The 25,224-nt window shown below is 67.6% G+C and carries 23 protein-coding genes and 1 pseudogene; 8 read left to right on the top strand and 16 right to left on the bottom strand.

The genetic code is table 11. From position 1 onward, the window contains the following. From BN972_RS07845 to rimP, 4 genes are all read right to left on the bottom strand, one after another. Window positions 1-301 (bottom strand): translation initiation factor IF-2 N-terminal domain-containing protein (locus tag BN972_RS07845; RefSeq protein WP_036354767.1); only part of this gene is annotated, 301 nt, incomplete at its 3' end. Window positions 302-375: 74 nt separating this feature from the next. Beyond that, window positions 376-615 carry a YlxR family protein gene (locus BN972_RS28155; protein WP_390176202.1) on the bottom strand — a complete coding sequence of 80 codons (240 nt, stop codon included), beginning with the start codon at window positions 613-615 and terminating at the stop codon, window positions 376-378. Window positions 616-853: 238 nt separating this feature from the next. After that, entirely contained in the window at window positions 854-1,891 is a 1,038-nt protein-coding gene (nusA, locus tag BN972_RS07840) for a transcription termination factor NusA (RefSeq protein ID WP_036354764.1), read from the bottom strand. Further along, complete coding sequence (gene rimP, locus BN972_RS07835; protein WP_036354761.1) at window positions 1,888-2,430, bottom strand: ribosome maturation factor RimP; 543 nt, start codon at window positions 2,428-2,430, stop codon at window positions 1,888-1,890. The genes nusA and rimP overlap by 4 nt, the downstream gene beginning before the upstream one ends. A 129-nt stretch (window positions 2,431-2,559) precedes the next feature. Here rimP and BN972_RS07830 point away from each other — a divergent pair, with 129 nt between their 5' ends. Continuing rightward, window positions 2,560-3,096 (top strand): hypothetical protein, encoded by a 537-nt coding sequence (locus BN972_RS07830; RefSeq protein ID WP_036356916.1) that lies wholly within the window; start codon window positions 2,560-2,562, stop codon window positions 3,094-3,096. Beyond that, on the top strand, window positions 3,093-3,581 hold the full coding sequence (locus BN972_RS07825; RefSeq protein WP_036354758.1) for a ferritin-like domain-containing protein: 489 nt from the start codon (window positions 3,093-3,095) through the stop codon (window positions 3,579-3,581). The genes BN972_RS07830 and BN972_RS07825 overlap by 4 nt, the downstream gene beginning before the upstream one ends. Here the strand turns inward: BN972_RS07825 and BN972_RS07820 are convergent, their stop codons facing one another. From BN972_RS07820 to mqo, 8 genes and pseudogenes are all read right to left on the bottom strand, one after another. After that, complete coding sequence (locus tag BN972_RS07820) at window positions 3,582-5,330, bottom strand: proline--tRNA ligase (protein WP_036354755.1); 1,749 nt, start codon at window positions 5,328-5,330, stop codon at window positions 3,582-3,584. It lies immediately after the preceding gene. 194 nt (window positions 5,331-5,524) lie between these two features. After that, on the bottom strand, window positions 5,525-7,117 hold the full coding sequence (locus BN972_RS07815) for an MFS transporter (protein ID WP_036354752.1): 1,593 nt from the start codon (window positions 7,115-7,117) through the stop codon (window positions 5,525-5,527). A gap of 22 nt (window positions 7,118-7,139) precedes the next feature. Next, a pseudogene (gene cobA / locus BN972_RS07810) lies at window positions 7,140-8,368 on the bottom strand (uroporphyrinogen-III C-methyltransferase). 70 nt (window positions 8,369-8,438) lie between these two features. Then, complete coding sequence (locus tag BN972_RS07805; RefSeq protein WP_099051009.1) at window positions 8,439-9,815, bottom strand: cobyrinate a,c-diamide synthase; 1,377 nt, start codon at window positions 9,813-9,815, stop codon at window positions 8,439-8,441. Then, on the bottom strand, window positions 9,812-10,426 hold the full coding sequence (gene cobO / locus BN972_RS07800; protein ID WP_036354747.1) for a cob(I)yrinic acid a,c-diamide adenosyltransferase: 615 nt from the start codon (window positions 10,424-10,426) through the stop codon (window positions 9,812-9,814). The genes BN972_RS07805 and cobO overlap by 4 nt, the downstream gene beginning before the upstream one ends. Window positions 10,427-10,440: 14 nt before the next feature. Further along, window positions 10,441-12,282, bottom strand: a complete 1,842-nt coding sequence (locus BN972_RS07795; RefSeq protein WP_036354745.1) for a magnesium chelatase subunit D family protein — start codon at window positions 12,280-12,282, stop codon at window positions 10,441-10,443. Then, a complete protein-coding gene (locus BN972_RS07790; protein WP_036354744.1) occupies window positions 12,279-12,749 on the bottom strand; it encodes a GNAT family N-acetyltransferase in 471 nt (156 codons plus the stop codon). The genes BN972_RS07795 and BN972_RS07790 overlap by 4 nt, the downstream gene beginning before the upstream one ends. A gap of 188 nt (window positions 12,750-12,937) precedes the next feature. Continuing rightward, entirely contained in the window at window positions 12,938-14,422 is a 1,485-nt protein-coding gene (mqo, locus tag BN972_RS07785) for a malate dehydrogenase (quinone) (RefSeq protein ID WP_036354742.1), read from the bottom strand. A 115-nt stretch (window positions 14,423-14,537) separates the two neighbouring features. Between mqo and BN972_RS07780 the strand changes: the two genes are divergently transcribed. From BN972_RS07780 to BN972_RS07755, 6 genes are all read left to right on the top strand, one after another. Next, window positions 14,538-15,533, top strand: a complete 996-nt coding sequence (locus tag BN972_RS07780) for an alpha/beta hydrolase (protein WP_036354740.1) — start codon at window positions 14,538-14,540, stop codon at window positions 15,531-15,533. A gap of 8 nt (window positions 15,534-15,541) precedes the next feature. Further along, window positions 15,542-16,921, top strand: a complete 1,380-nt coding sequence (gene mtr / locus BN972_RS07775) for a mycothione reductase (RefSeq protein ID WP_036354739.1) — start codon at window positions 15,542-15,544, stop codon at window positions 16,919-16,921. Between the two features lie 9 nt (window positions 16,922-16,930). After that, window positions 16,931-18,028: a Nickel transporter NicT gene (nicT, locus tag BN972_RS07770; protein WP_036354736.1), complete on the top strand. Its 1,098-nt coding sequence runs from the start codon at window positions 16,931-16,933 to the stop codon at window positions 18,026-18,028. 22 nt (window positions 18,029-18,050) lie between these two features. Beyond that, window positions 18,051-18,809, top strand: coding sequence for a hydrogenase nickel incorporation protein HypB (gene hypB / locus BN972_RS07765; RefSeq protein WP_036356914.1), 759 nt, complete (start codon window positions 18,051-18,053; stop codon window positions 18,807-18,809). Between the two features lie 20 nt (window positions 18,810-18,829). After that, on the top strand, window positions 18,830-19,945 hold the full coding sequence (locus tag BN972_RS07760; protein WP_036356911.1) for an alkaline phosphatase family protein: 1,116 nt from the start codon (window positions 18,830-18,832) through the stop codon (window positions 19,943-19,945). A gap of 110 nt (window positions 19,946-20,055) precedes the next feature. Continuing rightward, window positions 20,056-20,994, top strand: coding sequence for a PPE family protein (locus tag BN972_RS07755; RefSeq protein ID WP_051545122.1), 939 nt, complete (start codon window positions 20,056-20,058; stop codon window positions 20,992-20,994). On the opposite strand, the gene BN972_RS07750 is transcribed toward BN972_RS07755, so the two are convergent. The 4 genes from BN972_RS07750 to BN972_RS07735 are packed head-to-tail and all read right to left on the bottom strand — an operon-like array spanning window position 20,991 to window position 25,222. After that, a complete protein-coding gene (locus BN972_RS07750; protein WP_036354734.1) occupies window positions 20,991-21,773 on the bottom strand; it encodes a 3-oxoacyl-ACP reductase in 783 nt (260 codons plus the stop codon). The two genes, BN972_RS07755 and BN972_RS07750, sit on opposite strands and share 4 nt — an antisense overlap. Then, complete coding sequence (locus BN972_RS07745) at window positions 21,773-23,149, bottom strand: aldehyde dehydrogenase family protein (protein WP_036354732.1); 1,377 nt, start codon at window positions 23,147-23,149, stop codon at window positions 21,773-21,775. Before BN972_RS07745 ends, BN972_RS07750 begins: the two co-directional genes overlap by 1 nt. After that, window positions 23,146-23,874: a gamma-glutamyl-gamma-aminobutyrate hydrolase family protein gene (locus tag BN972_RS07740; protein WP_261785889.1), complete on the bottom strand. Its 729-nt coding sequence runs from the start codon at window positions 23,872-23,874 to the stop codon at window positions 23,146-23,148. Before BN972_RS07740 ends, BN972_RS07745 begins: the two co-directional genes overlap by 4 nt. Continuing rightward, window positions 23,861-25,222, bottom strand: a complete 1,362-nt coding sequence (locus tag BN972_RS07735) for a glutamine synthetase family protein (RefSeq protein ID WP_036354728.1) — start codon at window positions 25,220-25,222, stop codon at window positions 23,861-23,863. The genes BN972_RS07740 and BN972_RS07735 overlap by 14 nt, the downstream gene beginning before the upstream one ends. Between the last annotated feature and the right edge of the window lie 2 nt (window positions 25,223-25,224).

Raw genomic sequence — 25,224 nt, 5'->3', positions numbered from 1 at the left:
CATTTCCGGCCGGGTCGATCGCCTTGTCGAGCGCCCGGTCCAGGGCCGAATCGGCCTTGACGGCACCGGGGAGCGGACCGGCCTTCTCGGGGGCCTTGCCTTGCGGACCGGCCGCGGGACTCTTGGCGGCGGCCGGCTTGCCGCCGCCGAACGACTCGCGGAGCCGCCGGGCAACCGGCGCTTCTACCGTCGAGGACGCGGACTTTACGAATTCGCCCTGTTCATTCAGTCGGGCGAGGACTTCCTTGCTGGTGACACCGAGTTCCTTGGCTAACTCGTGTACGCGGGCCTTACCTGCCACTACATCTCCTGTCTAAGAGGCGACAGTCGTGGGCCGCGCCTCGGGTTTAGCTATGACACATGGTCATCGGGACTTCACGGTGTGCTCATGTTCGTTGCTACCTGTTCTGTTGCGCGGTGGGCCGGGCTGAGGTGCTCGACCACCGCGGATGTATCCGGTGAACCGGTGATGCGCAGCGCGCGGTTGAAAGCTCGCCGCCGAATCGCTTGTTGTACGCACTGCGGCGCGGGATGCAGCCATGCACCTCGCCCCGGCAGGCGTCTGGCCGTGTCAACGATTACGGCGTAGCTGCCGTTCCCCGTAGACGAGGCCACCACTCGAAGCAGTTCGACGGCCAACTCTCGCTTTCGGCATCCGACGCACGTCCGCACGGGTCCGCTGGGGTTGTCCGGGCGTCTGCGCGCCGAGGCCGAAGGCTCGCGCTGGATCACGGCTAAGTCTAGCGTCACTCGGAGCTCAGTCCGAACCGCCCGTGCGCCCAACGCGCGAGCAGACGCAAAAGCCTCTAATTACCCGGCGTGTCGGGGGGTTTTGCGTCTGCTCGGCCAGAGATTAGTGAGTCATCCCGTGGCTGGCCCCGTGTTCGGGGTGGCCGGCGGACTGGCCCGGCGCGTCGCCACGAATGTCGATGCGCCATCCGGTCAGCCGCGCGGCCAGCCGCGCGTTCTGCCCTTCCTTACCGATGGCCAGCGACAACTGGAAGTCGGGCACCACCACGCGCGCGGCGCGGGCGGTCTGGTCGATCACCGACACCGACACCACCTTGGCCGGCGACAACGCATTGGCCACGAAGCGGGCCGGGTCCTCGTCGTAGTCGATGATGTCGATCTTCTCGCCGGACAACTCGCTCATCACATTGCGGACCCGCTGTCCCATCGGGCCGATGCAGGCGCCCTTGGCGTTCAGACCGGGCACCCGCGACGTCACCGCGATCTTCGATCGGTGGCCGGCCTCCCGGGCCACCGCCACGATCTCGACCGACCCGTCGGCGATCTCCGGCACTTCCAGCGAGAACAGCTTGCGCACCAGATTCGGATGGGTGCGCGACAGCGTGATCAGCGGCTCGCGGGAGCCGCGGCTGACCCCGACGACATAGCAGCGCAGTCGGTTGCCGTGTTCGTAGCTCTCGCCCGGCACCTGTTCGGCCGCCGGGATGACGCCTTCGGAGGCCTTGGCTTCGGTACCCATCCGGACGACGACCAGGCCGCGGGCGTTCGCGCGGCTGTCCCGCTGGATGACGCCGGCCACGATCTCACCCTCGCGGGTGGAGAACTCACCGAAGGTGCGCTCGTTTTCGGCGTCGCGGAATCGCTGCAGCATCACCTGGCGGGCCGTCGTGGCGGCGATGCGGCCGAATCCCTCCGGGGTGTCGTCCCATTCGCTGATCAGGTTGCCGTCTTCGTCAGTCTCGCGGGCGATGACGCGAACCACCCCGCTCTTGCGGTCGATCTCGATGCGGGCGTCGGTCTGGTGGCCTTCGGTGTGCCGATAGGCGGTGAGCAGCGCGGACTTGATTGTTTCGAGCAATTCGTTGACCGAGATGCCCCGGTCCACCTCGATCGCGTGCAGCGCGGCCATGTCGATGTTCATGTTTCGGCCTCCGTCTCCGCGGCCCGACCCGCCTGAGCCATCTGCGCCAGCTCCAGCTCTGCCTGCGCGGGTGGCGAAAACTCGACCTGGACGACGGCGTTCGCGACGTCAGCGAGCGCGATCTCACGCACGGCCCAGTCGCGGCCCTGCCGGATGACCAGCGCCGTCACGCCGTCGCGTGTCTCACCGATGCGGCCGGCCACTTCGGTGCCGTCGGAAAGCGCCAGTGCGACCTTGCGGCCACGGGCACGCCGGAAATGCTTCTCGCTGGTCAAGGGGCGCTCCACGCCGGGCGAGCTGACCTCGAGGATGTAGCGGGGGCTCGCGTCGTCGAGGTCATCCAGCAAAGTCGATGCCGAGCGGGACAGGTCGGCGATGGTGTCAAGGTCGAGGGCCGTATCGCCGTCGGCGATCACCGTGATCCGGGGCGGACGGGTGCGGCTGTCGATGACCACGTCCTCGATCTCGTAGCCGGCGCGCGCGAACTCACCACTGAGTAGCTCGATCACCTGCGTCTGCGACGGTAGCCCGGTGGTCACGGCGAGCTCCTCATCTGAAGTTGTCCGGTCACTGGCGAGCCAGCTACCAACGATACGCCAGGATCGGGCAATGACACCGTGATCGTGGCAGGCGTTCTCCTGCGACGCGGTGATGGCAGGATGTGGGGCGTGCCAAGAGCAGTACCCGTCATCAGCAGGCGGGGTGTGCTCGCCGGTGGTGCCGCTCTCGCTGCACTTGGGGTGGTGGCCACCGCCTGTGGCGAGCCCGCCCCCAAGCCCCCATCTGTCGAGGAGTTGTTAGGCCCGCTGGAGCAGGCCCGCCGCGACAGTGCGCTGGCCACCGCGGCCGCGGGAGCCATCGGCAGTCCGCCCCAGGTCGCCGCCGCGCTGAGCGTGGTGGCCTCCCAGCGCGCAGCGCACGCGCGGGCGCTGGCCACCGAGGTCTCGCGGGCTGCGGGCAAGTTGGTGTCGTCCACCAGCGAGACGAGCAGTTCGACTACGACCACCTCCACCGATCCGGAGGCTCCGCCGCCGCCCCCGCCGCCGGTGTCGGAGGTCATCGACTCGCTGCGCAAGTCCGCGGAGGACGCGAATCGCCTGGTGGCCACGATGTCGGGCTACCGAGCAGGGCTCCTGGCCTCGATCGTTGCGTCCTGCACCGCCTCCTACGAGGTGGCGCTGGTGCCCGGAGGGCCGTCGATATGACGTCGTCGGAACCCAGCTTCGGCGCCAGCCCGAAGCGCTCCCCCGCGGGCAAAGACGCCGACATCACTGCGTTGAACGACGCGCTGGCCGTCGAGCACGCCACCATCTACGGCTACGGGATCGTGTCGGCGATGTCACCCCCCAGCGTCAACGACCTGGTGGTGGAGGCGCTCAATCAGCATCGCCAGCGCCGCGACGACGTCATCGCCATGCTGACCGCACGCAAGGCCACCGCGGTCGTCGCCGCGCCCGGCTATCAGTTGCCGTCGCCGGTGGGCTCCCCCGCCGAGGCGGCGCGCCTGGCGGCGCGGATGGAGAACGACGGCGCGACGGCGTGGCGGGCGGTCGTGGAGTACGCCGACAGTGCCGATGACCGCGCCTTCGCCTCCACCGCGCTGACCCAGAGCGCGGTTATGGCTTCCCGCTGGAATAAGGTGCTCGGCGGTTGGCCGATTACCGCACCCTTCCCGGGCGGGAACGAGTAGTCAGCCGCTGATGGCGGCCAACAGGTCGGTCACCAGAGCGTCGTTGACTCGAAGCTCGGTCGTCTGGCCGCTGAACCGGTCGCGCAGTTCGATCCGGCCGTCCGCCCAGCCGCGGCCGACCACCACGATCCACGGCATGCCGAGCAGCTCGGCGTCCTTGAACTTGACCCCCGGTGAGGCGGTGCGGTCGTCCAGCAGCACCTCAACACCCACCTTGTCCAGGTCGGCGGCCAGCTTGGCCGCGCCCAGGCGCGCTTCGGGGTCCTTGTTGGCGATCACCAGGTGCACGTCGAACGGCGCGACCGAGGAAGGCCAGCGCAGCCCCAGCTCGTCGTGGTGCTGTTCGGCGACGACGGCAACCAGGCGCGACACCCCGATGCCGTAGGAGCCCATGGTCAGCCGGACCGGCTTGCCGTCCTCCCCGAGCACATCGGCGGTGAAGGCATCGGTGTACTTGCGGCCGAGCTGGAAGATGTGGCCGATCTCGATGCCTCGCGCCATCACCAGCGGGCCGGCGCCGTCCGGCGAGGGATCGCCCTCACGCACCTCGGCGGCTTCGATGGTGCCGTCGGCGGTGAAGTCGCGGCCGGCCACCAGCCCGACGACATGACGGCCGGGCTCGTCCGCCCCGGTGATCCAGCTGCTGCCCTCCACCACGCGCGGGTCGACAAGATAACGAACGTCGTTGTCGCGCAGCGCTTTCGGGCCAATGTATCCCTTGACCAGAAACGGGTACCGGGCGAAGTCGGCGTCGTCGAGCAGCGCGTACTCGGCCGGCTCGAGGGCCGCGCTCAGGCGCTTGTCGTCAATCTCGCGGTCGCCGGGCACCCCGATGGCAAGCAGCTCCCAGTCCCCGCCGGGCTGGCGCACCTTGACCAGAACGTTCTTGAGGGTGTCCGCGGCGGTGACGGTCCGGCCCAAGCCGGCCTCGTTGGCCCAGGCCACCAGGGTGGCGATGGTCGGTGTGTCACCGGTGTCGTGGACCTGCGCCTCCGGCAGCCCGTCGACGGGTTTGGCCTCAGGTTGCGCGGTGATGACCGCTTCGACGTTGGCCGCGTACCCGGATTCCAGGCAGCGCACGAAGGTGTCCTCGCCGATCGGGCTTTCGGCCAGGAATTCCTCGGAGGCGCTGCCGCCCATCGCGCCCGAGACCGCCGAGACGATGACGTAACGCACCTGCAGGCGGTCGAACATGCGCTGATAGGCCTCCCGGTGCGCGTGGTAGGAGGACTTGAGGCCGGCGGCGTCGACGTCGAAGGAGTAGGAGTCCTTCATCACGAACTCACGGCCCCGCAAAATGCCGGCGCGAGGCCGCGCCTCGTCGCGGTACTTGGTCTGGATTTGGTAGAGCGTCAGCGGAAAGTCCTTGTAAGAGCTGTATTCGCCCTTGACGGTCAGGGTGAACAGCTCCTCGTGGGTGGGGCCGAGCAGGTAGTCGTTGCCGCGGCGGTCTTTGAGCCGGAAGACGCTGTCGCCGTATTCAGTCCAGCGGTTCGTCGTCTCGTACGGCGCACGCGGCAGCAGGGCGGGAAACAGGATCTCCTGGCCGCCGATCGCGTTCATCTCCTCGCGCACGATTCGTTCGATCTTGCGCAGCACGCGCAGCCCCAGCGGCAGCCAGCTGTATAACCCGGGCGCGATCGGCCGGACGTATCCCGCGCGGATCAGCAGTTTGTGGCTGGGCACTTCTGCGTCGGCGGGGTCGTCGCGCAGCGTGCGCAGGAACAGCTCGGACATCCGGGTGATCACAGGCGGCAAGCCTAGCGGGCGGGCCGGTGCGGCGAGCGTCACGCCAGACTGCGCCGAGCGTCACGCCAGCGTGGCAGTCAGCGGCCAACGCCACGCCAGCGTGACGCTCGGCGAAAGGGCGCAGCGTGACGCTGCGGCGAAAGAGCGCAGCGTGACGCTCGGCGAAAGGCTCGCGGGAAAGCGAACCGGGAGAGCTACAGCTCCCCGGCGTCCATCGCTTCCTTGACTTCCTGCGCGTGCGCAACCTGTTCCGGCGTATAGCCGATGAACAGCGCTGCACAGCCGACGATCACGGCCGTGCCGGCCACCCACAGCAGGCCGTAGGTGTAGCCCTTGTCGAGCGCGTGCAACTGGGCTTCGTTCATGAACTTGACCGGGCCGGTGATCCCGCCCAGGTACAGCGTGCGCGACGTGATCACGGCCTGGATGACGGCCAACACCAACGGCCCGCCAAGGCTCTGCAGCATCAGCGTCATGGCCGAGACCGGACCGATCTGGTCGAAACCGACGCCCGCAATGGCCGACAGGGTCAGCGGCACAACCACCATGCCGATCCCGATGCCACCCACGACGATGGGCAGCACCAGGCTGGGGAAGTACGGTGCACCGCGGTGCATGCAGAACGAGCCGTAGAGCATTGCGCCCAGCAGCAACCAGCCGCCACCGATCGTCAGCACGCGCGGTGAGAACCGGGACACCAGCTGCGAGGAGATCCCGAGGCCGATACCCATAGCGATGACGAACGGGATGAAGCCCACGCCGGCGCGCAGCGCGCTGTAGCCCAGAATGTCCTGCACGTACAGGCCGATGGACACGGTCAGGCTGAACATGACGCCACCAGCCAGGAAGATCGCACCGAAGGTGACCAACCGGTTGCGGTCGCGGAACAAGCTGAACGGGATGACGGGGTTCTCGGCGGTGCGTTCCACGATGGCGAAGGCGATGGCCGCGGCCAGCGCCACGACGCCGGAGCCGATGGTGGTGACCGAGATCCAGCCCTTTTCCGGGCCGATGGAGAAGGCGAACACGGCGGCGGTGCAGGCCAGAGTGGCCAGCATGGCCCCGGCCGCGTCGAGCTTCATCCGCTCGCGGTTGGTCTCGCGCAGCGCCGTGCGGGCCAGGTAGATCATCACCAGACCGATCGGGACGTTGACCAGGAAGGCCAGCCGCCAGGAGTACTCGGTCAGGAAGCCGCCGACGACCAGACCCATCACCGAACCGATGGCAGTCATCGCGGCGAACACCGCGGTCGCGGCGTTACGGGCGGGCCCCTTGGGGAATGTCGTCGCTACCAGCGCCAATCCGGTGGGCGAGGCGATCGCCGACCCGATGCCCTGGGAAAGCCGGGCGATGACCATGGTCACCTCGTCCCAGGCCACCGCACACAGCACCGAGGAGATGGTGAACAGGGCGACGCCGACGATGAAGGTGCGCTTGCGTCCGATGGTGTCGCCGAGGCGTCCACCGAGCAGCATCAGCCCACCGAACGTCAGCACGTAGGCGGTGATCACCCAGCTGCGACCGGCGTCAGACAGGCTGAGCTCGTCCTGAATCTTAGGAAGCGCCACAATGGCGACCGTGCTGTCCATGGTGGCCAGCAGCTGCATCCCGCCGATCGCGATGACCGCCGCGATGAAGCGGTACGAAGGCATCCACGCCGGGTAATACCTGCTCAAGCGCTGCAAAGGGGTCTCCACCGAACGCGTGGGACGCTCCTGGGCCGAACGTTCTGAGCGCCCTTCGGTCCAAGTGTGAACCGCGCGCTCTGAGTCGTTGAGAGCCGTCATAGCAGGTTACCTTACAGTAATCTTAAGAATTGTTTAAAGCCTCAGCGGCCGTGAGGCCCGCCACTGGGCCGATAACGATGATTGCGGGAGGTCGGATCCCCTCTGCACGTACCCGCTCCGGCGTGTCAACCAACCTGGTCCGCAACGTTTGTTGCGCGGGCGTTGTCCCGTGTTGCACCACTAAAACTGGAGTATCCGCAGGTCGGCCGCCTTTCAGCAGCGCGGCGACGAAGAGTTCGATGCGTTCGACCGCCATCAGCAAAACGATGGTGCCGGACATTGCTGCTAAAGCGTCCCAATTGACTAACGATTCGGGATGGTCGGGCGCCAAATGGCCGCTGACCACCACGAACTCGTGATTTGTGGCCCGATGTGTGACCGGAACACCGGCCAGCGCGGGCACCGCTATGGCACTGGTCACACCTGGCACCACCGTCACCGGAATCCCCGCTTCCGCGCACGCCAGCACTTCCTCGTAGCCCCTGGCGAACACGAACGGGTCGCCCCCTTTGAGGCGGACCACGAACTTGCCCTCTCGGGGCCCGTTCGACCAGGACGGCGTTGATGGCGTCCTGAGCCATGGCCCGGCCGTATGGAATTTTGGCGGCGTCGATCACCTCGACGTGCGGCCCGAGTTCGGCCAACAGTTCCGGTGGTGCCAGCCGGTCGGCGACCACCACGTCGGCCTGGGCGAGCAGCCGGCGGCCACGGACGGTGATCAGCTCGGGGTCTCCGGGTCCGCCTCCGACCAGCGCGACGCCGCCCCGGACGACGTCGGATCCGACCTGTCCGTGCCGGGGCGATCACGCCCGTCTGCAGGGCCTCGCGAATCGCCGAGCGGATGGCCGCCGAACGCCGGTGCTCGCCGCCGGCCAGCACACCCACCGACAACCCGGCGTACTCGAACGAGGCCGGGGTAACCGCGGTGCCCTCGACCGCGATGTCGGCACGGACGCAGAAGATCCGGGACCGTTCGGCCTCGGCAACGACCGCCGCGTTGACGTCGGGGTCATTGGTGGCCGCCAGCGCGTACCAGGCGCCGTCCAGGTCGCCGTCGGCGTACTCGCGCAGCGACAGCGTGATCCCGTCCATCGCCTCGACGGAACGGGTGGCACTGCGGGAGATGACGTGCACGTCGGCGCCGCTGGCGATCAGCAGTGGTAGACGCCGCTGCGCGACGCTGCCCCCGCCGACGACAACCACCTTCCTGCCGGTCAGTCGCAGTCCCACCAGGTAGGGGCTCTCGGTCACCGGGCAAGTTTAATGTTCGACTGCGAACCGAACCGCATTGCGACTTCCGGCCGGTTTTTTCGCAGTGGGATCAGTTTCGCGGACCGCCGGCCGCGGCGTGCGACACGAAGCGCGCGACCGCGCCCGGCGTCGCCGCTGGATGGGTGTGCAGATACGACGCGTGCACGCCGCCGTGTACCGCACCATCGCGTACCCGGTCCACCTGTTGACCCCGGTACACCCATGCCGGCTGGTAGCTGCCGGTGAACGTGACTGCGGTGCGGTGAAATTCGTGTCCCACCACCCGCTCGCCGACCGAGTACAGCGGCGATTCAGCCACCGCGACGGCGTCGCGGTAACCCAGGTTGAGGTGCTGGGTGAAGCGCGCCGATCCTTCGAGCACGCCGCACATCGGATATCCGTCGAGTTCGGCGGCCAGATAGATCAGACCCGCACATTCGGCGTGGACCGGCGCACCGCCGGCCGCCAGTTCGGCGATCCGCCGCCGGGCGGTGTCGTTGGCGGACAGTTCCGCCGCGAACTGCTCGGGAAACCCGCCAGGCAGCAGCACCGCGTCGGTGCCATCCGGCGGGGCTTCGCTCAGCGGGTCGAATTCGGTGACCTCAGCGCCGGCGGCCCGCAGCAACTCCGCGTGCTCGGCGTAGCCGAAGCTGAATGCCTTGCCGGCCGCCAGGGCGACGACGGGGCGCCGATCGGTGGCGACGTCGCCGACCGCGCCGGCTGGGTCCCATGCCGGGGCGTCGACCCTGCCCCCCGCGGCCGCGAGGACCGCGCCCACGTCGACATGCCGGGCCACCAGCGCCGTCATTGCCTCGATCGCCTGCTGGGCGTGGCGCCCGTACTCCACCGCGGTGACCAGGCCCAGGTATCTCGTCGGGAGCTCTAGCTCATCGTTGCGCGGAATCGCCCCCAGGACCGGGACACCGGCCTGCTCGCAGGCTTGGCGCAGCACCTGCTCGTGCCGGGCCGACCCGACCCGGTTGAGGATCACGCCGCCGATCCGGGTTTGGGCATCGAAGGTGGAAAAGCCGTGCAGCAGTGCGCCGATGCTGTGGCTCTGACCGCGGGCGTCGACGACCAGAATCACCGGCGCCCGCAGCAGGCCCGCGACGTGGGCGGTGGAGCCCTGCGCCGGCCCGGTCGAGGCCTCGCCGATGCGACCGTCGAAAAGTCCCATCACCCCTTCGATCACCGCGATGTCGGTGCCCCGGGTGCCGTGCGCAAACAGCGGGCCGATCAGCCGCTCGCCCACCAGCACCGGGTCCAGGTTGCGGCCGGGCCGCCCCGCGGCCAGGGTGTGGTAACCGGGGTCGATGAAGTCCGGACCGACCTTGAACGGCGCCACGCGGTGCCCGGCCTGGCGCAGCGCGCCAATCAAACCCGTTGCCACCGTTGTCTTTCCGCTGCCGGAGGCCGGGGCGGCCAGGACGACGGCCGGCGTGCTCACCACTCGATGCCCTTCTGCCCTTTCCGCCCGGCGTCCATGGGGTGCTTGCGCTTGGTCATCTCGGTCACCAGGTCGGCGGCGTCGGTCAGTTGCGGCGGGGCGTCGCGGCCGGTGATCACGACATGCTGGTGGCCTGCCCGATTGATCAGGATCCGCACCACCTCGTCAACATCCACCCAGCCCCACTTCAGCGGATAGGTGAACTCATCGAGCACATAAAAGTCGTGGCGCTGCTCGGACAATCGGTGCGCGATCTCCGCCCAGCCGTCGGCCGCCGCGGCCGCATGGTCGACCTCGCTGCCGTGCTTGCGGGTCCAGGACCAGCCCGCCCCCATCTTGTGCCACTCCACCGCACCGCCCACGCCCTGCTGGTCGTGCAACTCGCCCAGGTGCCGAAAGGCCGCCTCCTCGCCCACCTTCCACTTCGCGCTCTTGACAAACTGGAAAACCGCGACGTCGAGACCGGCGTTCCAGGCGCGCAACGCCATTCCGAACGCGGCCGTTGACTTACCTTTGCCGTCGCCGGTGTGCACGGCCAGCACCGGCGTGTTGCGCCGGGCCCGGGTGGTCAGGCCGTCGTCCGGGATGTCGACCGGATTTCCTTGCGGCATAGTCGGTACCGTCCCTACGCCACGCTGCGGATGGCCTGGGTCAGCTGCTCGGCGTGCAGCTGTTCGAGCCGCATGACCGGCGCGCCCAATTGGCGGGCGAGTTGTCCGGCCAGCCCCAACCGGACGTAGGACGTCTCGCAGTCCACCACCACGGCGGCGGCACCCTCGGCAACCAGCCGCTTGGCCGCAATGCGACTGCGGCCCAACGGGTCCGGGCCGGCGGTCGCACGGCCGTCGGTGAGCACCACCACCAGCGGCCGTCGCGCCCGGTCCCGCACCCTTTCCCGGACGACGAGTTCACGCGCCGCCAGTAGACCTTCGGCCAGTGGAGTCTTGCCGCCGGTGTCGAACCTGGCCAGTCGTCGCCCGGCGATGTGCGCCGACGACGTCGGGGGCAGCAGGATCCTGGCGCCCTGCCCGCGGAACGTGATGACCGCGACCTTGTCGCGTCGTTGGTACGCGTCCCGCAGCAGCGACAGGGTGGCCCCGCCGACCGCCGCCATCCGGTCCCGGGCGGCCATCGAACCGGACGCGTCGACGACGAAGATCACCAGGTTGCCCTCCCGGCCTTCGCGGACGGCGCGACGCAAATCGTCGGGGCGTAACGCCAACGGCCCTGCGGCCCGGGCGTTTTCGGCCGACGACAACACCGTGGCGAACAGGTGCAGACCGTGTCCGTCGGGGTCCGCGGGATCGGCGGCGGCGATCACGCTCCCCGAGGCGTTGCGGGCTCGCGAGCGCCGGCCGGGCGCACCTTCGCCGACTCCCGGGACGGTCAGCGCTTTGGTGCGGAACACCTTCGACGGCGGTGCGCTGGGCCGCGGCGGCTGCGCTCCGGCATGAGAATTCTGTTGTGGTGCAGGCGAATCTGCGCCTTCCGAGCGGCCGCCGCCGGGCGGGTCCGGTTCCGGTTCGGGTTCGGCTTGGGTGTCGGCGGCGGCTTGGGCCAAGGCTTGGTCAAGCTGGTCGCGGTCGATGCCGTGATCGTCGAAGGGGTCCCGACGGCGCCGATGCGGCAACGCCAGCTCGGCCGCCACCCGGATGTCCTGTTCCTCGACGGTGCGTGCGCCGCGCCACGCGGCGTGGGCCGCGGCCGTGCGAGCCACCACCAGGTCGGCCCGCATACCGTCGACGTCGAACGCGGCACACAGCGCCGCGATCCGTCGTAATTCGTTGTCCGGCAATACAATATCGTCGACATTTGCCCGGGCCGTGGCGATGCGCCGGGCCAACTCGGCATCGGCGTCGGCATAGCGCGCTGCGAACCCGTCCGGGTCGGCCTCATAGGCCATCCGCTGCCGGATCACCTCCACCCGCACGTCTACATCGCGGGAGGCCTGCACATCGACGGTGAGGCCGAACCGGTCCAGCAGCTGCGGACGCAGTTCGCCCTCTTCGGGGTTCATGGTTCCGATCAGCACAAAGCGCGCCTCGTGCGAATGGGAGATGCCGTCTCGTTCGATGTGCACCCGGCCCATCGCGGCGGCGTCCAGCAGGATGTCGACCAGGTGGTCGTGTAGCAGATTGACCTCGTCGACGTAGAGCACGCCACCGTGGGCGCGAGCGAGCAGGCCTGGTGAGAAGGCGTGCTCGCCGTCGCGCAGTACCCGCTGCAGGTCCAGCGAACCCACCACCCGGTCCTCGGTCGCGCCCAGTGGCATCTCGACCAGTCCTGCGCCGTCTGCGCCGGTTGCGGTCGACAGCAAGGCCGCCAGCCCGCGCACCGCCGTCGATTTCGCGGTTCCCTTCTCGCCGCGGATCAGCGCCCCGCCGATCTCCGGGCGAACGGCACACAACAGCAGCGCCAGCCGCAGCTGGTCGTGCCCGACGATCGCGCTGAACGGGTAAGGCTTCACCGCGCCCCCGCCGGCCCGGTGCCGGGCTTGAGCATCGGCACGTGCGGTATGCCGTCATCGAGGAAGTCGGCGCCGTCACGAACGAACCCGTGCTGGGCGTACATGTCACTGAGGTACTTCTGCGCGTCGATGCGACAAGGGTAGTCGCCGACCTCGGCGAGCGCGGCGCGCAGCAACCGGGTGGCGTGGCCCTGGTTGCGGGCGGTGCGTTTCGTGCACACCCGGCCGATCCGGAACACCTTCTCCCCGCCGGCGTGTTCCTCCATCAACCGCAGCGTGCAGATGACTTCTCCCTCAGGGGTTTCCAGCCAGAAGTGCCGGGTTTCGGCGAGCAGATCGCGCCCGTCGAGTTCGGGGTACGGGCAGGCCTGCTCGACCACGAACACCTCCACCCGCAGCTTGAGCAACTCGTAAAGTATCTGCGCATCAAGGTCTTTGGCCCAGACGCGGCGCAAAGCTTCACTCATTTGCGCCACTCCTCAGCATCGCTACGCTCTGCATCGTCGACGGCGCGACTCATTTGCGCCACTCTCCCCCGCAAGCGGGAGGTGCCCCCACAGCATCGCTACGCTCTGCATCGTCGACGGCGCGACTCATTTGCGCCACTCTCCCCCGCGCGCGGGCCGTGCTGCCCACTGCATAGTCGCCGCGCGAGTCATGCCGCAACGTCCAGCTGCAACGTCGCATTCGTCCACGAACGCAATTCGTCGTACAACGCCGGTTCCTCGGACAACTGTGCTCCCAGTGACGGCACGATTTCCTTCAGGGTCAGCAGCCAGGACTGATACCGCGCCGCGAAGCACCGTTGCAGCACGTCCAGCATCGCCGGGACGGCCGTCGAGGCGCCTGGCGAACCGCCCAGCAGCCCGGCGATGCTGCCGTCGGCCGCACCCACGATCGTGGTGCCGAACTCCAGCACCCCGCCTTTGCCCTTGTGCCGCCGGATCACCTGCACCCGCTGGCCGGCCACCGTCAGCTCCCAGTCCGAACCCACGGCGCTGGGCACGAATTCGCGCAGCGCGGCAACGCGACCGGGGTCGGTGAGCCGCAGCTGGCCGATCAGATAACTCACCAGGGTCACCTCCCGCATTCCGACGCCGAGCATCGACACCACGTTGTCGGGCCGGATCGAGCGCGGCAGATCGCTGAAGTGCCCGTGCTTCAGGAACTTCGGTGACCACCCGGCGTAGGGCCCGAATACCAGCCATGGTTTGCCGTTCACGAACCGCAAGTCCAGGTGCAGGGCACCCAGCGGCGGAGCTCCCGGCGCCGGGCTGCCGTACACCTTGGCTCGATGCGCCGCGGTGAGCGCCGGGCGAGCGGCGCGCAGGAACCGGCCGCCGATCGGGAAACCGGCGAAGCCCTTGATCTCGGAGATGCCGGCCTTCTGCAGCACGGGCAGCGCATCACCGCCCGCGCCGACGAAGACGAACTTGCCGTTGAGTTTGCGCTTCTCCCCGGTGCGGCGGTTGACGACGGTCAACGTCCAGCTGCCGTCGCCCTCACGGGAAAGCTCACGCACCTCGTGACCGAACCACACCGCCGCACCGGTGCGCGTGCAGTAGCCGATCAGCTGCCTGGACAGGGCACCGAAGTCGACGTCGGTGCCGTCGGCCGCCCAGTTCAGGGCCACCGGTTCGGCGAAATCCCGCTCGGCGGCCATCAGCGGCAACCGACGGGCGAACTCGTCGGGATCCTCGATCACCTCGGTCCCGGCGAACAACGGATTGTGCACCAACGCCGCGCGGCGCCGGCGCAGATAGTCGACCCCCTGCGCGCCGCGAACGAAGCTCACGTGCGGAACGGGGTTCAAGAATCCCCGGACGTCGGTCAGGATGCCGTTCTCTGCCGCATAGGCCCAGAACTGCCGGGTGACCTGGAACTGCTCGTTGACGAAGACCGCCTTGGTGATGTCGATCGATCCGTCGGACCGGGCCGGGGTGTAGTTCATCTCGCACAGTCCCGCGTGGCCGGTGCCGGCGTTGTTCCACGGGCCGCTGCTCTCCGCGCCTACGCCGTCCAGCCGCTCGACGACGGTGATCGACCAATCCGGTTCCAGCCGCCGCAGAATCGCACCCAGGGTGGCGCTCATGATGCCGGCACCCACCAATACGACGTCGGTTCTGGTCAGCTCTGCCACCGGGTGGTCGGTCCTTCCTCGAGGCGTGGCGGTTCACCAAGGTTATCGCCGGTGGTAGTGGCCTCGCCGGGCGGCGGACCGGCGGCGGCTCCCCTCGCGCTCTAAGCTTGCCTGCGTGACTGGCTGGGTGCCCGATGTCCTGCCCGGTTACTGGCAATGCACCATTGCGCTGGGACCCGATCCCGACGGTGAAGGCGAGGTCGTCGCGACGCTGATCCGGCGCGGCGATAGCCCTTCGGCGGACCGGGCGGTGCTGGCAGTACACGGCTATACGGACTACTTCTTCAACACCGCGCTGGCCGACCACTTCGCCGAGCGCGGCTTCGCGTTCTACGCACTCGACCTGCGCAAGTGCGGCAGATCCCGGCGGCCGGGCCAGACGCCGCACTTCACCACCGATCTTGCCTACTACGACGCCGAGCTCAGCCGAGCTGTGACGCTGATTTGCGAGCAGTCCCCGGACGCCCAGGTGCTGATGTACGGGCATTCGGCAGGCGGCCTGATCGTGTCGCTGTGGCTGGACCGCCTGCGCCGCAAGGACGCCATGAACGGCGTGACAGGCCTGGTACTCAACAGCCCGTTCCTGGATCTGCAGGGGCGGGCCATCCTGCGGCTCGGCGTGACCTCGGCGACCATCGCCGCGGTGTCGCGCATGCGCAGCAAGGGGATCGCGCGGGCCAGCGGCACCGGCGGTTATGGATCCAGCCTGCACCGCGACTACCACGGCGAGTTCGACTACAACCTGGAATGGAAGCCGCTCGGCGGGTTTCCGGTGACATTCGGCTGGTTGCACGCGATACGCCGCGGCCACGCTCGGCTGCACCGCGGGCTCGACGTAGGTGTGCCGAACCTGATTCTGCGGTCAGATCACACGGTCAGCGAGGACGCCGGACCGGCTGCCCTGCAACGCGGCGACGCGGTGCTCGACGTCAGCCAGATCGCACGCTGGGCGGGCTGTATCGGGAACCGCAGCACCATCATTCCGGTGCCCGACGCCAAACACGATGTGTTCTTGTCCCTGGAACAACCGCGCCGGATAGCCTATCGCCATCTCGACCGCTGGCTCGACGACTACCTCAGCACCGCCTCGGCATTGTCAGGGAAAGGGTAAGCAGCCCAATGGAGACCTACGACCTTGCCATCATCGGAACCGGGTCGGGCAACACCATTGTCGACCAAAGGTTCACCAAGAAGCGGGTAGCGATCTGCGAGCAGGGCACCTTCGGCGGCACCTGCCTGAACGTCGGGTGCATCCCGACCAAGATGTTCGTCTATGCCGCCGAGGTGGCGCACACCGTCCGGGAAGCCGCGCGGTACGGCGTGGACGCACATATCGACGGGGTGCGTTGGGACGACATCGTTTCGCGCGTCTTCGGGCGGATCGACCCGATCGCCAACAGCGGCGAGGATTACCGCCGTTCACTGCCCAACGTCGACGTGTACGGCGAGCACACCCGGTTCGGGCCGGTACAGTCCGACGGGCGCTACCTGCTGCGCACCGACGCCGGTGACGAATTCACCGCGGACCAGGTGGTGATCGCGACGGGTTCGCGGCCCACGGTCCCGCCGGCCATCGCCGCGTCCGGCGTCACCTACCACACCAGCGACACCGTGATGCGCATCCCGGAACTGCCCGAGCATCTGGCGATCGTCGGAAGCGGTTACGTAGCAGCCGAATTCGCTCATGTCTTCTCCGCCCTCGGGGTGCGGGTGACCATCATCATGCGCGGCGGCACCCTGTTGAAGCACTCCGACGACGCCATCTGTGAACGGTTCACCCGCATCGCGTCCAACAAGTGGGAGTTGCGCGCGATGCGCAACGTGGTCAACGCCGAGAATCACGACCGCGGCGTCACACTTGAGTTGGACGACGGCAGCACCCTCGACGCCGACCTGCTGCTGGTGGCCACGGGCCGCGTCGCCAACTCCGATCTGCTGGACGCCGAACAGGCCGGTGTCGACATCGCGCAGGGCCGGGTGGTGGTGGACGAATACCAAAGAACCTCAGCGCGTAACGTCTTCGCGCTGGGAGATGTCTCTTCGCCATACCAGCTCAAGCACGTGGCCAACCACGAAGCGCGCGTGGTGCAGCACAACCTGCTGTGCGACTGGGACGACACTGATTCGATGCTGGTCACCGATCACCGCTTCGTACCGTCGGCGGTGTTCACCGACCCCCAGTTGGCTAGCGTCGGACTGACCGAAAACCAAGCGTTGGCACAGGGATACGACATCTCGGTGAAGATGCAGGACTACGGCGACGTCGCGTACGGATGGGCGATGGAAGACACCACCGGGGTTCTCAAGCTGATCGCCGAGCGCGGCACCGGCAAGCTGCTGGGTGCGCATTTCATGGGGTATCAGGCTTCGTCGCTCATTCAGCCGCTGATCCAGGCGATGAGCTTCGGCCTCACCGCCCACGAGATGGCGCGCGGTCAGTACTGGATTCACCCGGCGCTGTCCGAGGTGGTCGAGAACGCTCTGCTTGGCCTGGACTGACGCCGACCGGTGACTGCCCCTGACGCCACTCGGACCACGACGGTTCTGTCCCCCGTGCAGTGGTGGCGCTTGGGGATGATGTTCGCCGTCATCGGTGGGCTGCACCTGATCGGTTGGGCGACACTGCTCCTGGTCGTTGAGCCGGCCCATTTGACGCTGGGCGGCAAGGCTTTCGGGATCGGCGTCGGCCTCACCGCATACACCCTGGGCTTGCGGCACGCCTTCGACGCCGACCATATCGCCGCAATCGACAACACCACCCGCAAGCTACTGGACGACGGGAAACGACCACTTGCCGTCGGATTCTTCTTCTCGCTGGGCCATTCCACCGTGGTGTTCGCGCTGGCCCTGCTGCTGGCGTTCGGGCTGCGGGCCCTCGTCGGACCGGTCCAACAGGACTCCTCGCAGCTGCGCCACTACACGGGCCTGATAGGCACCAGCGTCTCGGGCCTGTTCCTCTATCTGATCGCGATCCTCAATGTCATCGTGCTGATCGGCGTCATACGGGTCTTCCGCAAGTTGCGTCAAGGCGTATTCAGCGAAGCCGAACTCGAGCGGCAGTTGGACAACCGGGGATTGATCAACCGTTTTCTCGGCCGCTTCACCAGGTCGATCGGCAAGTCCTGGCACATGTACCCGATAGGCATTCTGTTCGGCCTGGGTTTCGACACCGCTACCGAGATCGCCCTGTTGGTGCTGGCCGGCACCACCGCGGCATCCGGGCTGCCGTGGTACGCCATCCTGTGCCTGCCGGTGCTCTTCGCCGCGGGAATGTGCCTGTTAGACACGGTCGACGGCTCTTTCATGAACTTCGCGTACGGGTGGGCGTTCTCCAATCCCGTGCGAAAGATCTACTACAACATCGCCATCACCGGATTGTCCGTGGTCGTCGCGTTGCTGATCGGCACCGTGGAGTTGCTCGGCCTGTTCGCCGAGCAGCTCCATTGGCAGGGTTCGTTCTGGGATTGGCTGGCGGGTCTGGACCTCAACACGATCGGCTTCGTCGTGGTGGGATTGTTCGTGGCCGCCTGGGCGCTGGCCTTGCTGGTGTGGCGTTACGGTCGCATCGAGGAAAAATGGACTTCGGCCGCCGCCGAATCTCCCTGACCGTCTCGTGAAAGGCGCTCGGGTGGGCAGATTCCACCGCCACGATGATGGGACTGTGCACAGCCATGAGCACGACCATGGCGACCACAGCCACTACGACACCGCAGCGCAGCGTGCCGAGGTGCTAGAGGAAATCTTCACGGAGAACGACGTGCGCGCGGAGTTCAATCGTGCCGCGTTCGACCAGAACGGGATTCGGGCGCTCAACCTGATGAGCTCGCCGGGATCAGGCAAGACGACCGTGCTGCAGGCAACGCTGGACGAGCTCGCGGGAGACTTCGCCGTCGGCGTGATCGAGGGCGACATCGCTACTGACCTGGATGCCGCCAAACTCAGCGGTCGCGGTGCCCAGGTGTCACTGCTCAACACCAGCAACGGTTTCGGTGGCGAGTGCCACCTTGACGCGCCGATGGTCAACCGGGCCCTGCCGGGGCTGGATCTGCCGAGCCTGGATCTGGTGATCATCGAGAACGTCGGCAACCTGGTGTGCCCGGCCGAGTTCGACGTCGGCGAACACGCCAAGGCGATGGTCTATTCGGTCACCGAGGGCGAGGATAAACCGCTGAAGTACCCGGTCATGTTCCGCTCGGTCGAGCTGGTTCTGCTCAACAAGATTGATCTGGTGCCCTATCTGGATGTCGACGTCGACGCCTACATCGCTCACGTCAATCAGGTGAACCCGGCCGCCACGGTCTTACCCATCAGCGCCCGCACCGGCACCGGGATGGCCGCCTGGTACGGCTGGTTGCGACGGTTCGCGCGTGGCTCCTTGACCGCATGACTTCGTGCCAGACTGACGTCGTGCCCAGCTCAATATGCGAGGTGCTGCCCAGCACGGCCGCGTTGCTGGGCGTTCCGGACGCCGACGACACCTTGGGCCTGTGGGCGTCGATCGGCGCCGTCGACCGGGTGGCGGTGGTGCTCGTCGACGGAATGGGCTGGCACTTGTTGCCGGAGCTGGCCGGCGACGCGCCGCTGCTCGCCTCCGTGTTGGCCGGCGACATGGGCCGCTTGCGGCCGCTATCCTGCACTTTCCCGTCCACCACGCCGACCAGCCTGGTCTCCCTGGGTACCGGCGCGCAGCCCGGAGAACACGGCATCCTGGGCTTCACACTCAACATCCCCGGCACCGACCGCGTGCTCAGCCACATCCGCTGGCGCGATGAACCACCACCCGACCAGTGGCAGCCCGTTCCGACGTGGTTCGAGCGGATGGCGCGCGCGGGGGTCAGCGCGCGTGCGGTGCTACCGGAGTGGTTCGTCGGGAGCGGGCTGACCGAAGCCGCCTACCGCGGCGCCCATTTCGTAGCCGTCCGATCCGACGACGACTACGCCCAACGGATGATCGACGAACTGCGGGCCGCACCGGGCTTGGTGTACGGCTACACCGCGGACCTGGACACCGCGGCGCACCTCTTCGGTGTCGGGTCCATCGAATGGCACGAAGCGGCCGCTCGGGTCGACGCGCTGCTCAGCAGGGTGGTCGAGTCGATGCCGGCCGGCGCGGCATTGCTGGTGACCGCCGACCACGGTGGGCTGAACGTGCCGCCGGACGCGCGCATCGACCTCGACGCTGACGCACGGCTGCGCGCGAACATCCGGGTGGTCGCCGGGGAGCCGCGAGTGCGATATCTGCACACCGAGCCGGGCGCGGCAGCCGACGTCCTTGCCGTATGGCGCGAAATCCTCGCCGGTCGGGCTGACGTGCTGGCCCGCGACGAGGCGGTTGCATCGGGCTTGTTCGGACCCATGAATCCCCGGCACCTCGCCCGGATCGGTGACGTCGTGGTGGTCTGCACGGGAGAATCGGCCGTGTTGGCGACTAGCCACGAACCACCGGAGACGGCTCGGCTCGTCGGCTTTCACGGTGGCGGCACTGACGCCGAAATGGCTATCCCCCTGATAGAGCTGCTCTAAGCGAACTCAAATCTTTTTTCCATGGTCGGGCGCAGCGGGCCGCGATAGGTTGGATTTGCGCGCCGATACTCGGGAATTACCGCGGCCCTTTCGAATCAGGAGCCCTGGCAATGGATTACGGGCAAATACCACCGGAGATCAACAGCGCCAGGTTATATGCCGGCCCAGGCTCGGAATCCTTTATGGCGGCCGCGGCCGCGTGGCACACAGCAGCCGACGGACTGAATGAGGCGGCGGACGGGTTCTGCGGGGTCACGGCGAAGCTCAACGGCGGATGGCAAGGGACCGCGGCGATAGCGATGACCCAGGCCGCCGCACCGTACCTGGGGTGGCTACACGCTGCCGCCGCGAAGGGAGAGCAGGCCGCGGCCCACGCGAGGGCCGCCGCAACGGCCTATGAGGAGGCGCACGCGGCCGTGGTTCCGCCACCGGTCGTTGCAGCCAACCGATCCCGCCGCGCGTGGCTGGCCAGGAGAAACCCGCTGGCCCAGGGCAGCCAGACGATCGCGGCCATGGATGCCGAATACGAACAGATGTGGGCCCAGGACGTCGACGCGATGTACACCTACGCTCAGGCATCGGCGGCCGCCTCGCGGGTGACGCCGTTCACCTCGGCACCGCAAACTTTGGACTTGCCGATTTACACTCACAGCGGTGTGGCAGCCGACCCCGAAGTGTTGTCTGCGGGCTCGCAACTGATTTCAGCGTTGCCCCATGCGCTGCAGGCACTTTCGGCCTCCCCGTTGACCGCGCTCGACGTCGCGCTCGCGTCCGTCTCCACTTCCCTCGCACGACTGAGTTCCTTAGCCGTGCCGGTCAAATTCCCAATGCACCTACTGACTTTCCTCGGTATCGGCCGCAAGACGGCCGACACCAAGACCATGCAGGCACGTTGGGGCGGCGGGATGAAGATCGGTCGGTTGTCGGTGCCCCCGGTTTGGGGGAGGCAGGAGCCGCCCAGCCCGGTCACCGTCGACTTCAACGTTTCCGCCCGGCGGATGCGGCAGATCGGCGGCCGGGCAGTCAACGGCTGTCTCGTCTATTCCTAGAGCGGGGTTACGTAGGCGGAGCTGATGCCGCCGTCCACCAAGAACGTCGACGCGGTGATGAAGGATGCGTCGTCACTGGCCAAAAAGGCCACCGCTGCGGCGATTTCGTCGGGATCGGCGAAACGGCCCAACGGCACATGCACCAGCCGCCGCGCCGCGCGCTCGGGGTCCTTGGCGAACAACTCCTGCAGCAGGGGCGTGTTGACCGGCCCCGGACACAGGGCGTTGACGCGGATGCCCTGCCGGGCGAACTGCACCCCGAGTTCCCGCGACATGGCCAGTACGCCGCCCTTGGACGCGGTGTAGGAGATCTGCGAGGTCGCAGATCCGAGCACCGCCACAAATGATGCCGTGTTGACGATCGACCCGCGTCCGGCTGACACCATGTGCCGCAACGCCGCTCGGCAACACAGATACACCGACTTCAGGTTGACGTCCTGCACGTGCTGCCAGGCCGCCAGTTCGGTGTTCTCAATGAGGTCGTCCTCGGGCGGCGAAATGCCGGCGTTGTTGAAAGCGATGTCGACCGAACCGCAGGTGCCGGCCGCGGAGTCGAACAACCTGTTCACCGAGTCCTCGTCGGAAACATCCACTGGGACATAGAGGCCCGAGAGCTGTTCGGCGGCGGCACCGCCCGAGTCGGCGTCGATGTCACCGATCACTACCGTCGCGCCCTCGGCGTGCATACGCCGCGCCGCGGCCAGGCCGATACCGCTGCCGCCGCCGGTGATCACCGCCACCCGGCCCGCCAGCCGTCGAGTCAAGTCAACCGCAACCACTAGGCCTCCCCTTCGAGATCGTTGACGGCGATGAACACATTCTTGGTCTCGGTGAAGTGCAGCGGCGCATCCGGTCCGAGCTCACGACCCAGACCAGACTGCTTGAACCCGCCGAACGGGGTGCTGTAGCGCACCGAGGAATGCGAATTCACCGACAGATTGCCGGATTCCACCGCCCGCGACACCCGCAGCGCCCGGGACAGGTCATCGGTCCAGATCGACCCGGACAGACCGTATTCGGTGTGGTTGGCCAGCCCGATGGCGTCGCTCTCGTCGTCGAACGGCAAAACCGTCACCACCGGCCCGAAGATCTCTTCGGTCACAGTGCGATCGGTGGGCGGCGGGGTGAGAACGGTTGGCGGAAACCAGAAACCGGGCCCGGTCGGTGCGCTGCCCCGAAACGCCACCGGTGTGCCCTCGGGCACGTAGGAGGCCACCTTCTCCCAGTGCGGGCGGGAAACCAGGGGGCCCATGTCGGTGTCGCGCGACACCGGGTCTCCCACCACGACGCCCTTGACAGCCGGTTCGAGCAGCTCCATGAATCGGTCATAAACGCTGCGCTGCACCAGGATTCGGCTGCGGGCGCAGCAATCCTGGCCGGCGTTGTCAAAGACACCGCCCGGCGCGGTCGCGGCAGCACGCGCCAGGTCGCAGTCGGCGAATACGATGTTGGCGCTCTTGCCGCCCAACTCCAGGGTCACCCGCTTCACCCGCGCCGCGGCGCCGGCCATCACCTTCTTGCCAACTTCGGTGGACCCGGTGAACACCACCTTGCGGACGTCGGGATGGGTGACAAACCGCTCCCCCACCACCGATCCCCGGCCGGGCAGTACCTGCAACAGGTCCGGCTCAAGCCCGGCTTCGACGGCCAGCTCACCGAGCCGGATGGTGGTCAGCGGCGTCCATTCGGCGGGCTTGACCAGGACCGCGTTGCCGGCGGCCAGCGCCGGCGCTATCCCCCACATGGCGATCACCATCGGAAAGTTCCAGGGCGTGATCACCCCGACCACACCCAGCGGCTCGTTGAAGGTGACGTCGATTCCGCCGGCGACGGGAATCTGATTGCCGGACAGACGTTCCGGGCTCGCGGCATAGTACTGCAGCACGTCGCGGACGTTGCCGGCCTCCCACTCGGCCGAGCCGATCGGGTGGCCGGAGTTAGCAACCTCCAGCGCGGCAAGTTCACCGACGTGGGCATCGACGACAGCGGCGAAGGCACGGAGGGCGGCGGCTCGTTCGGCCGGTGCCAGCCGTGCCCAGCGGCGCTGTGCGGACTTCGCCCGCGCCACAGCGTCGTCGACGCCCGCCACGTCGACGTGTTCAACCGTCCGCAGCACTTCCTCGGTCGCGGGATTGATCAGCTCGGTGGCGGTCATCGGTGTGCGTGCGATCGGGCGGCGTCGATGAGGGCGGTGAACAGCCGCAGGTCGTCGAGCGACTTCTCCGGATGCCATTGCACCGCAAGCACAAAGGTGTCCCCGGGCAGCTCCACCGCCTCGACCACCCCGTCGGCGTCCCAGGCACCGACCACCAAGCCCTCGCCGACCTTGTCGATGGCCTGGTGGTGATAACAGGGCACATCGGCGGTGTCACCGAGCAACGCGGCCACCCGGGTGCCCGACACGGTGCGCACCGGCAACCTGCTGAAGACCCCGTTGCCGGCGCGATGCCCACAATGGCCGATCACCTCCGGCAGGTCCTGGTGCAGGGTGCCGCCGAACGCGACGTTGAGCAGTTGCGCGCCGCGGCAAATGCCCAGGACGGGTAGCCGCCGCTGCAGCGCGCCCCGCAACAGGGCGAATTCCCACGCGTCCCGGTCACCCCGGGGCCGGTCGGTGGTGGGGTGTGGTTGCTGACCGTAGGCGGCGGGGTCCAGGTCGTACCCGCCGGTGATCACCAGCGCGTCCAGGCTGTCCAGCAGCCGCTCGACCGTGTCGGCGGCTTCCGGTTGCGGCGGCAGCAGTACCGGGATGCCGCCGGCCAGCACCACGCCCTCGAAGTAGTCGGCGGGCAAGTAGGCCGCCGGAATGTCCCAGACCCCGGTCCGAACCTGCTCGAGATACATCGTCAACCCCACGACGACGCTGCTAGAGGCGTTCAAAACTCCGAATCCTCTCCCAGTCGGTGACCGCGGCGTTGAATGCCGTCAGTTCCACACGCGCGTTGTTCAGATAGTGGGCAACCACGTCGTCGCCGAAGGCGGCGTGAGCCAGCTCCGACGACCCGAACACCTTGGCGGATTCGGCCAGGGTGGTCGGCAACCGCTCGACATCGCCGGCCTGGTAGGCGTTACCGGCGTAGGGCTCACCCAGTTCGAGTCCCTGTTCGACACCGTACAGACCTCCGGCGATCACCGCCGCCACCGCCAGGTACTGGTTGACGTCGCCGCCGGGTACCCGGCATTCGACCCGGATGCTGCTTCCGTGTCCGACGACCCGCAACGCACAGGTCCGATTGTCCAGACCCCACGCCACCGCGGTGGGCGCGAAACTGCCCTCGGCAAATCGCTTGTAGGAGTTGATGTTCGGCGCGAAGAACAGCGTCAGTTCGCGCAGGCCGGCCAGCAGGCCGGCCACGAAGCTGCGGAAGGTCGCCGACATGCCGTGCGGCTGGTCGGCGTCGGCGAACACCGCCGTGCCGTCGGCATCCCGAAGCGACAGATGAATGTGACAGCTATTACCTTCGCGTTCATCGTATTTCGCCATGAAGGTCAGGCTCTTGCCGTGCTGGTCGGCGATCTCTTTGGCGCCGTTCTTATAGATGGCGTGGTTGTCGCAGGTGATCAGCGCTTCGTCGTAACGGAAGCCGATCTCCTGCTGGCCGTTGTTGCATTCGCCCTTGATCGCTTCCACGCGCAGGCCCGCACCCTGCATGCCCAGCCGGATGTCGCGCAGCAGAGGCTCCATCCGCGACGAGGCCATGATCGCGTAGTCGATGTTGTAATCGCTGGCCGGAGTCATGTCCCGGTAAGCGCTGGCCCAGGCTTGGCGATAGGACTGGTCGAACACGATGAATTCCAGCTCAGTGGCGACATCGGCCGTCAGCCCGCGGTCTCGCAGCCGGTCCAGCTGGCGGCGCAGGATGGCCCGCGGTGACACCGCGACCGGTTTTCCGTCGGCCCAGGACAGGTCGGAGATCACCAGAGCGGTGCCCGGCTGCCAGGGAATGCGCCGCAGCGTGCTCAGGTCGGGCGTCATCACCATGTCGCCGTAGCCGGTTTCCCAGTTCGACATCGCATAGCCGGGCACGGTGTTCACGTCGACGTCCACCGCCAGCAGGTAGCTGCAGCACTCGGCGCCGTGCGCGGCCACCTGGTCGACGAAGAAGGCCCCGGATACCCGTTTGCCTACCAGGCGGCCTTGCATGTCGGTGAACGCGACCACCACGGTGTCGACCTCGCCGGCCGCGACCAGGTGTTCCAGGTCGGCCCGCGAGAGCAGTCCAGACATGA

Origin of the sequence: Mycobacterium asiaticum DSM 44297, from assembly GCF_000613245.1 — a bacterium.
GTDB lineage: Bacteria > Actinomycetota > Actinomycetes > Mycobacteriales > Mycobacteriaceae > Mycobacterium > Mycobacterium asiaticum.
This window is presented reverse-complemented; position numbering and strand designations above follow the sequence as displayed.

Bases quoted from the DNA above. Each gene is read 5' to 3' on its own strand.
- BN972_RS07815 (WP_036354752.1), bottom strand. From the start codon at position 7,117: ATGACGGCTCTCAACGACTCAGAGCGCGCGGTTCACACTTGGACCGAA.
- BN972_RS07745 (WP_036354732.1), bottom strand. From the start codon at position 23,149: ATGACCGCCACCGAGCTGATCAATCCCGCGACCGAGGAAGTGCTGCGG.
- nusA (WP_036354764.1), bottom strand. From the start codon at position 1,891: ATGAACATCGACATGGCCGCGCTGCACGCGATCGAGGTGGACCGGGGC.
- BN972_RS07790 (WP_036354744.1), bottom strand. From the start codon at position 12,749: ATGAGTGAAGCTTTGCGCCGCGTCTGGGCCAAAGACCTTGATGCGCAG.
- mtr (WP_036354739.1), top strand. From the start codon at position 15,542: ATGGAGACCTACGACCTTGCCATCATCGGAACCGGGTCGGGCAACACC.
- BN972_RS07825 (WP_036354758.1), top strand. From the start codon at position 3,093: ATGACGTCGTCGGAACCCAGCTTCGGCGCCAGCCCGAAGCGCTCCCCC.
- cobO (WP_036354747.1), bottom strand. From the start codon at position 10,426: ATGCCGCAAGGAAATCCGGTCGACATCCCGGACGACGGCCTGACCACC.
- BN972_RS07755 (WP_051545122.1), top strand. From the start codon at position 20,056: ATGGATTACGGGCAAATACCACCGGAGATCAACAGCGCCAGGTTATAT.
- BN972_RS07735 (WP_036354728.1), bottom strand. From the start codon at position 25,222: ATGTCTGGACTGCTCTCGCGGGCCGACCTGGAACACCTGGTCGCGGCC.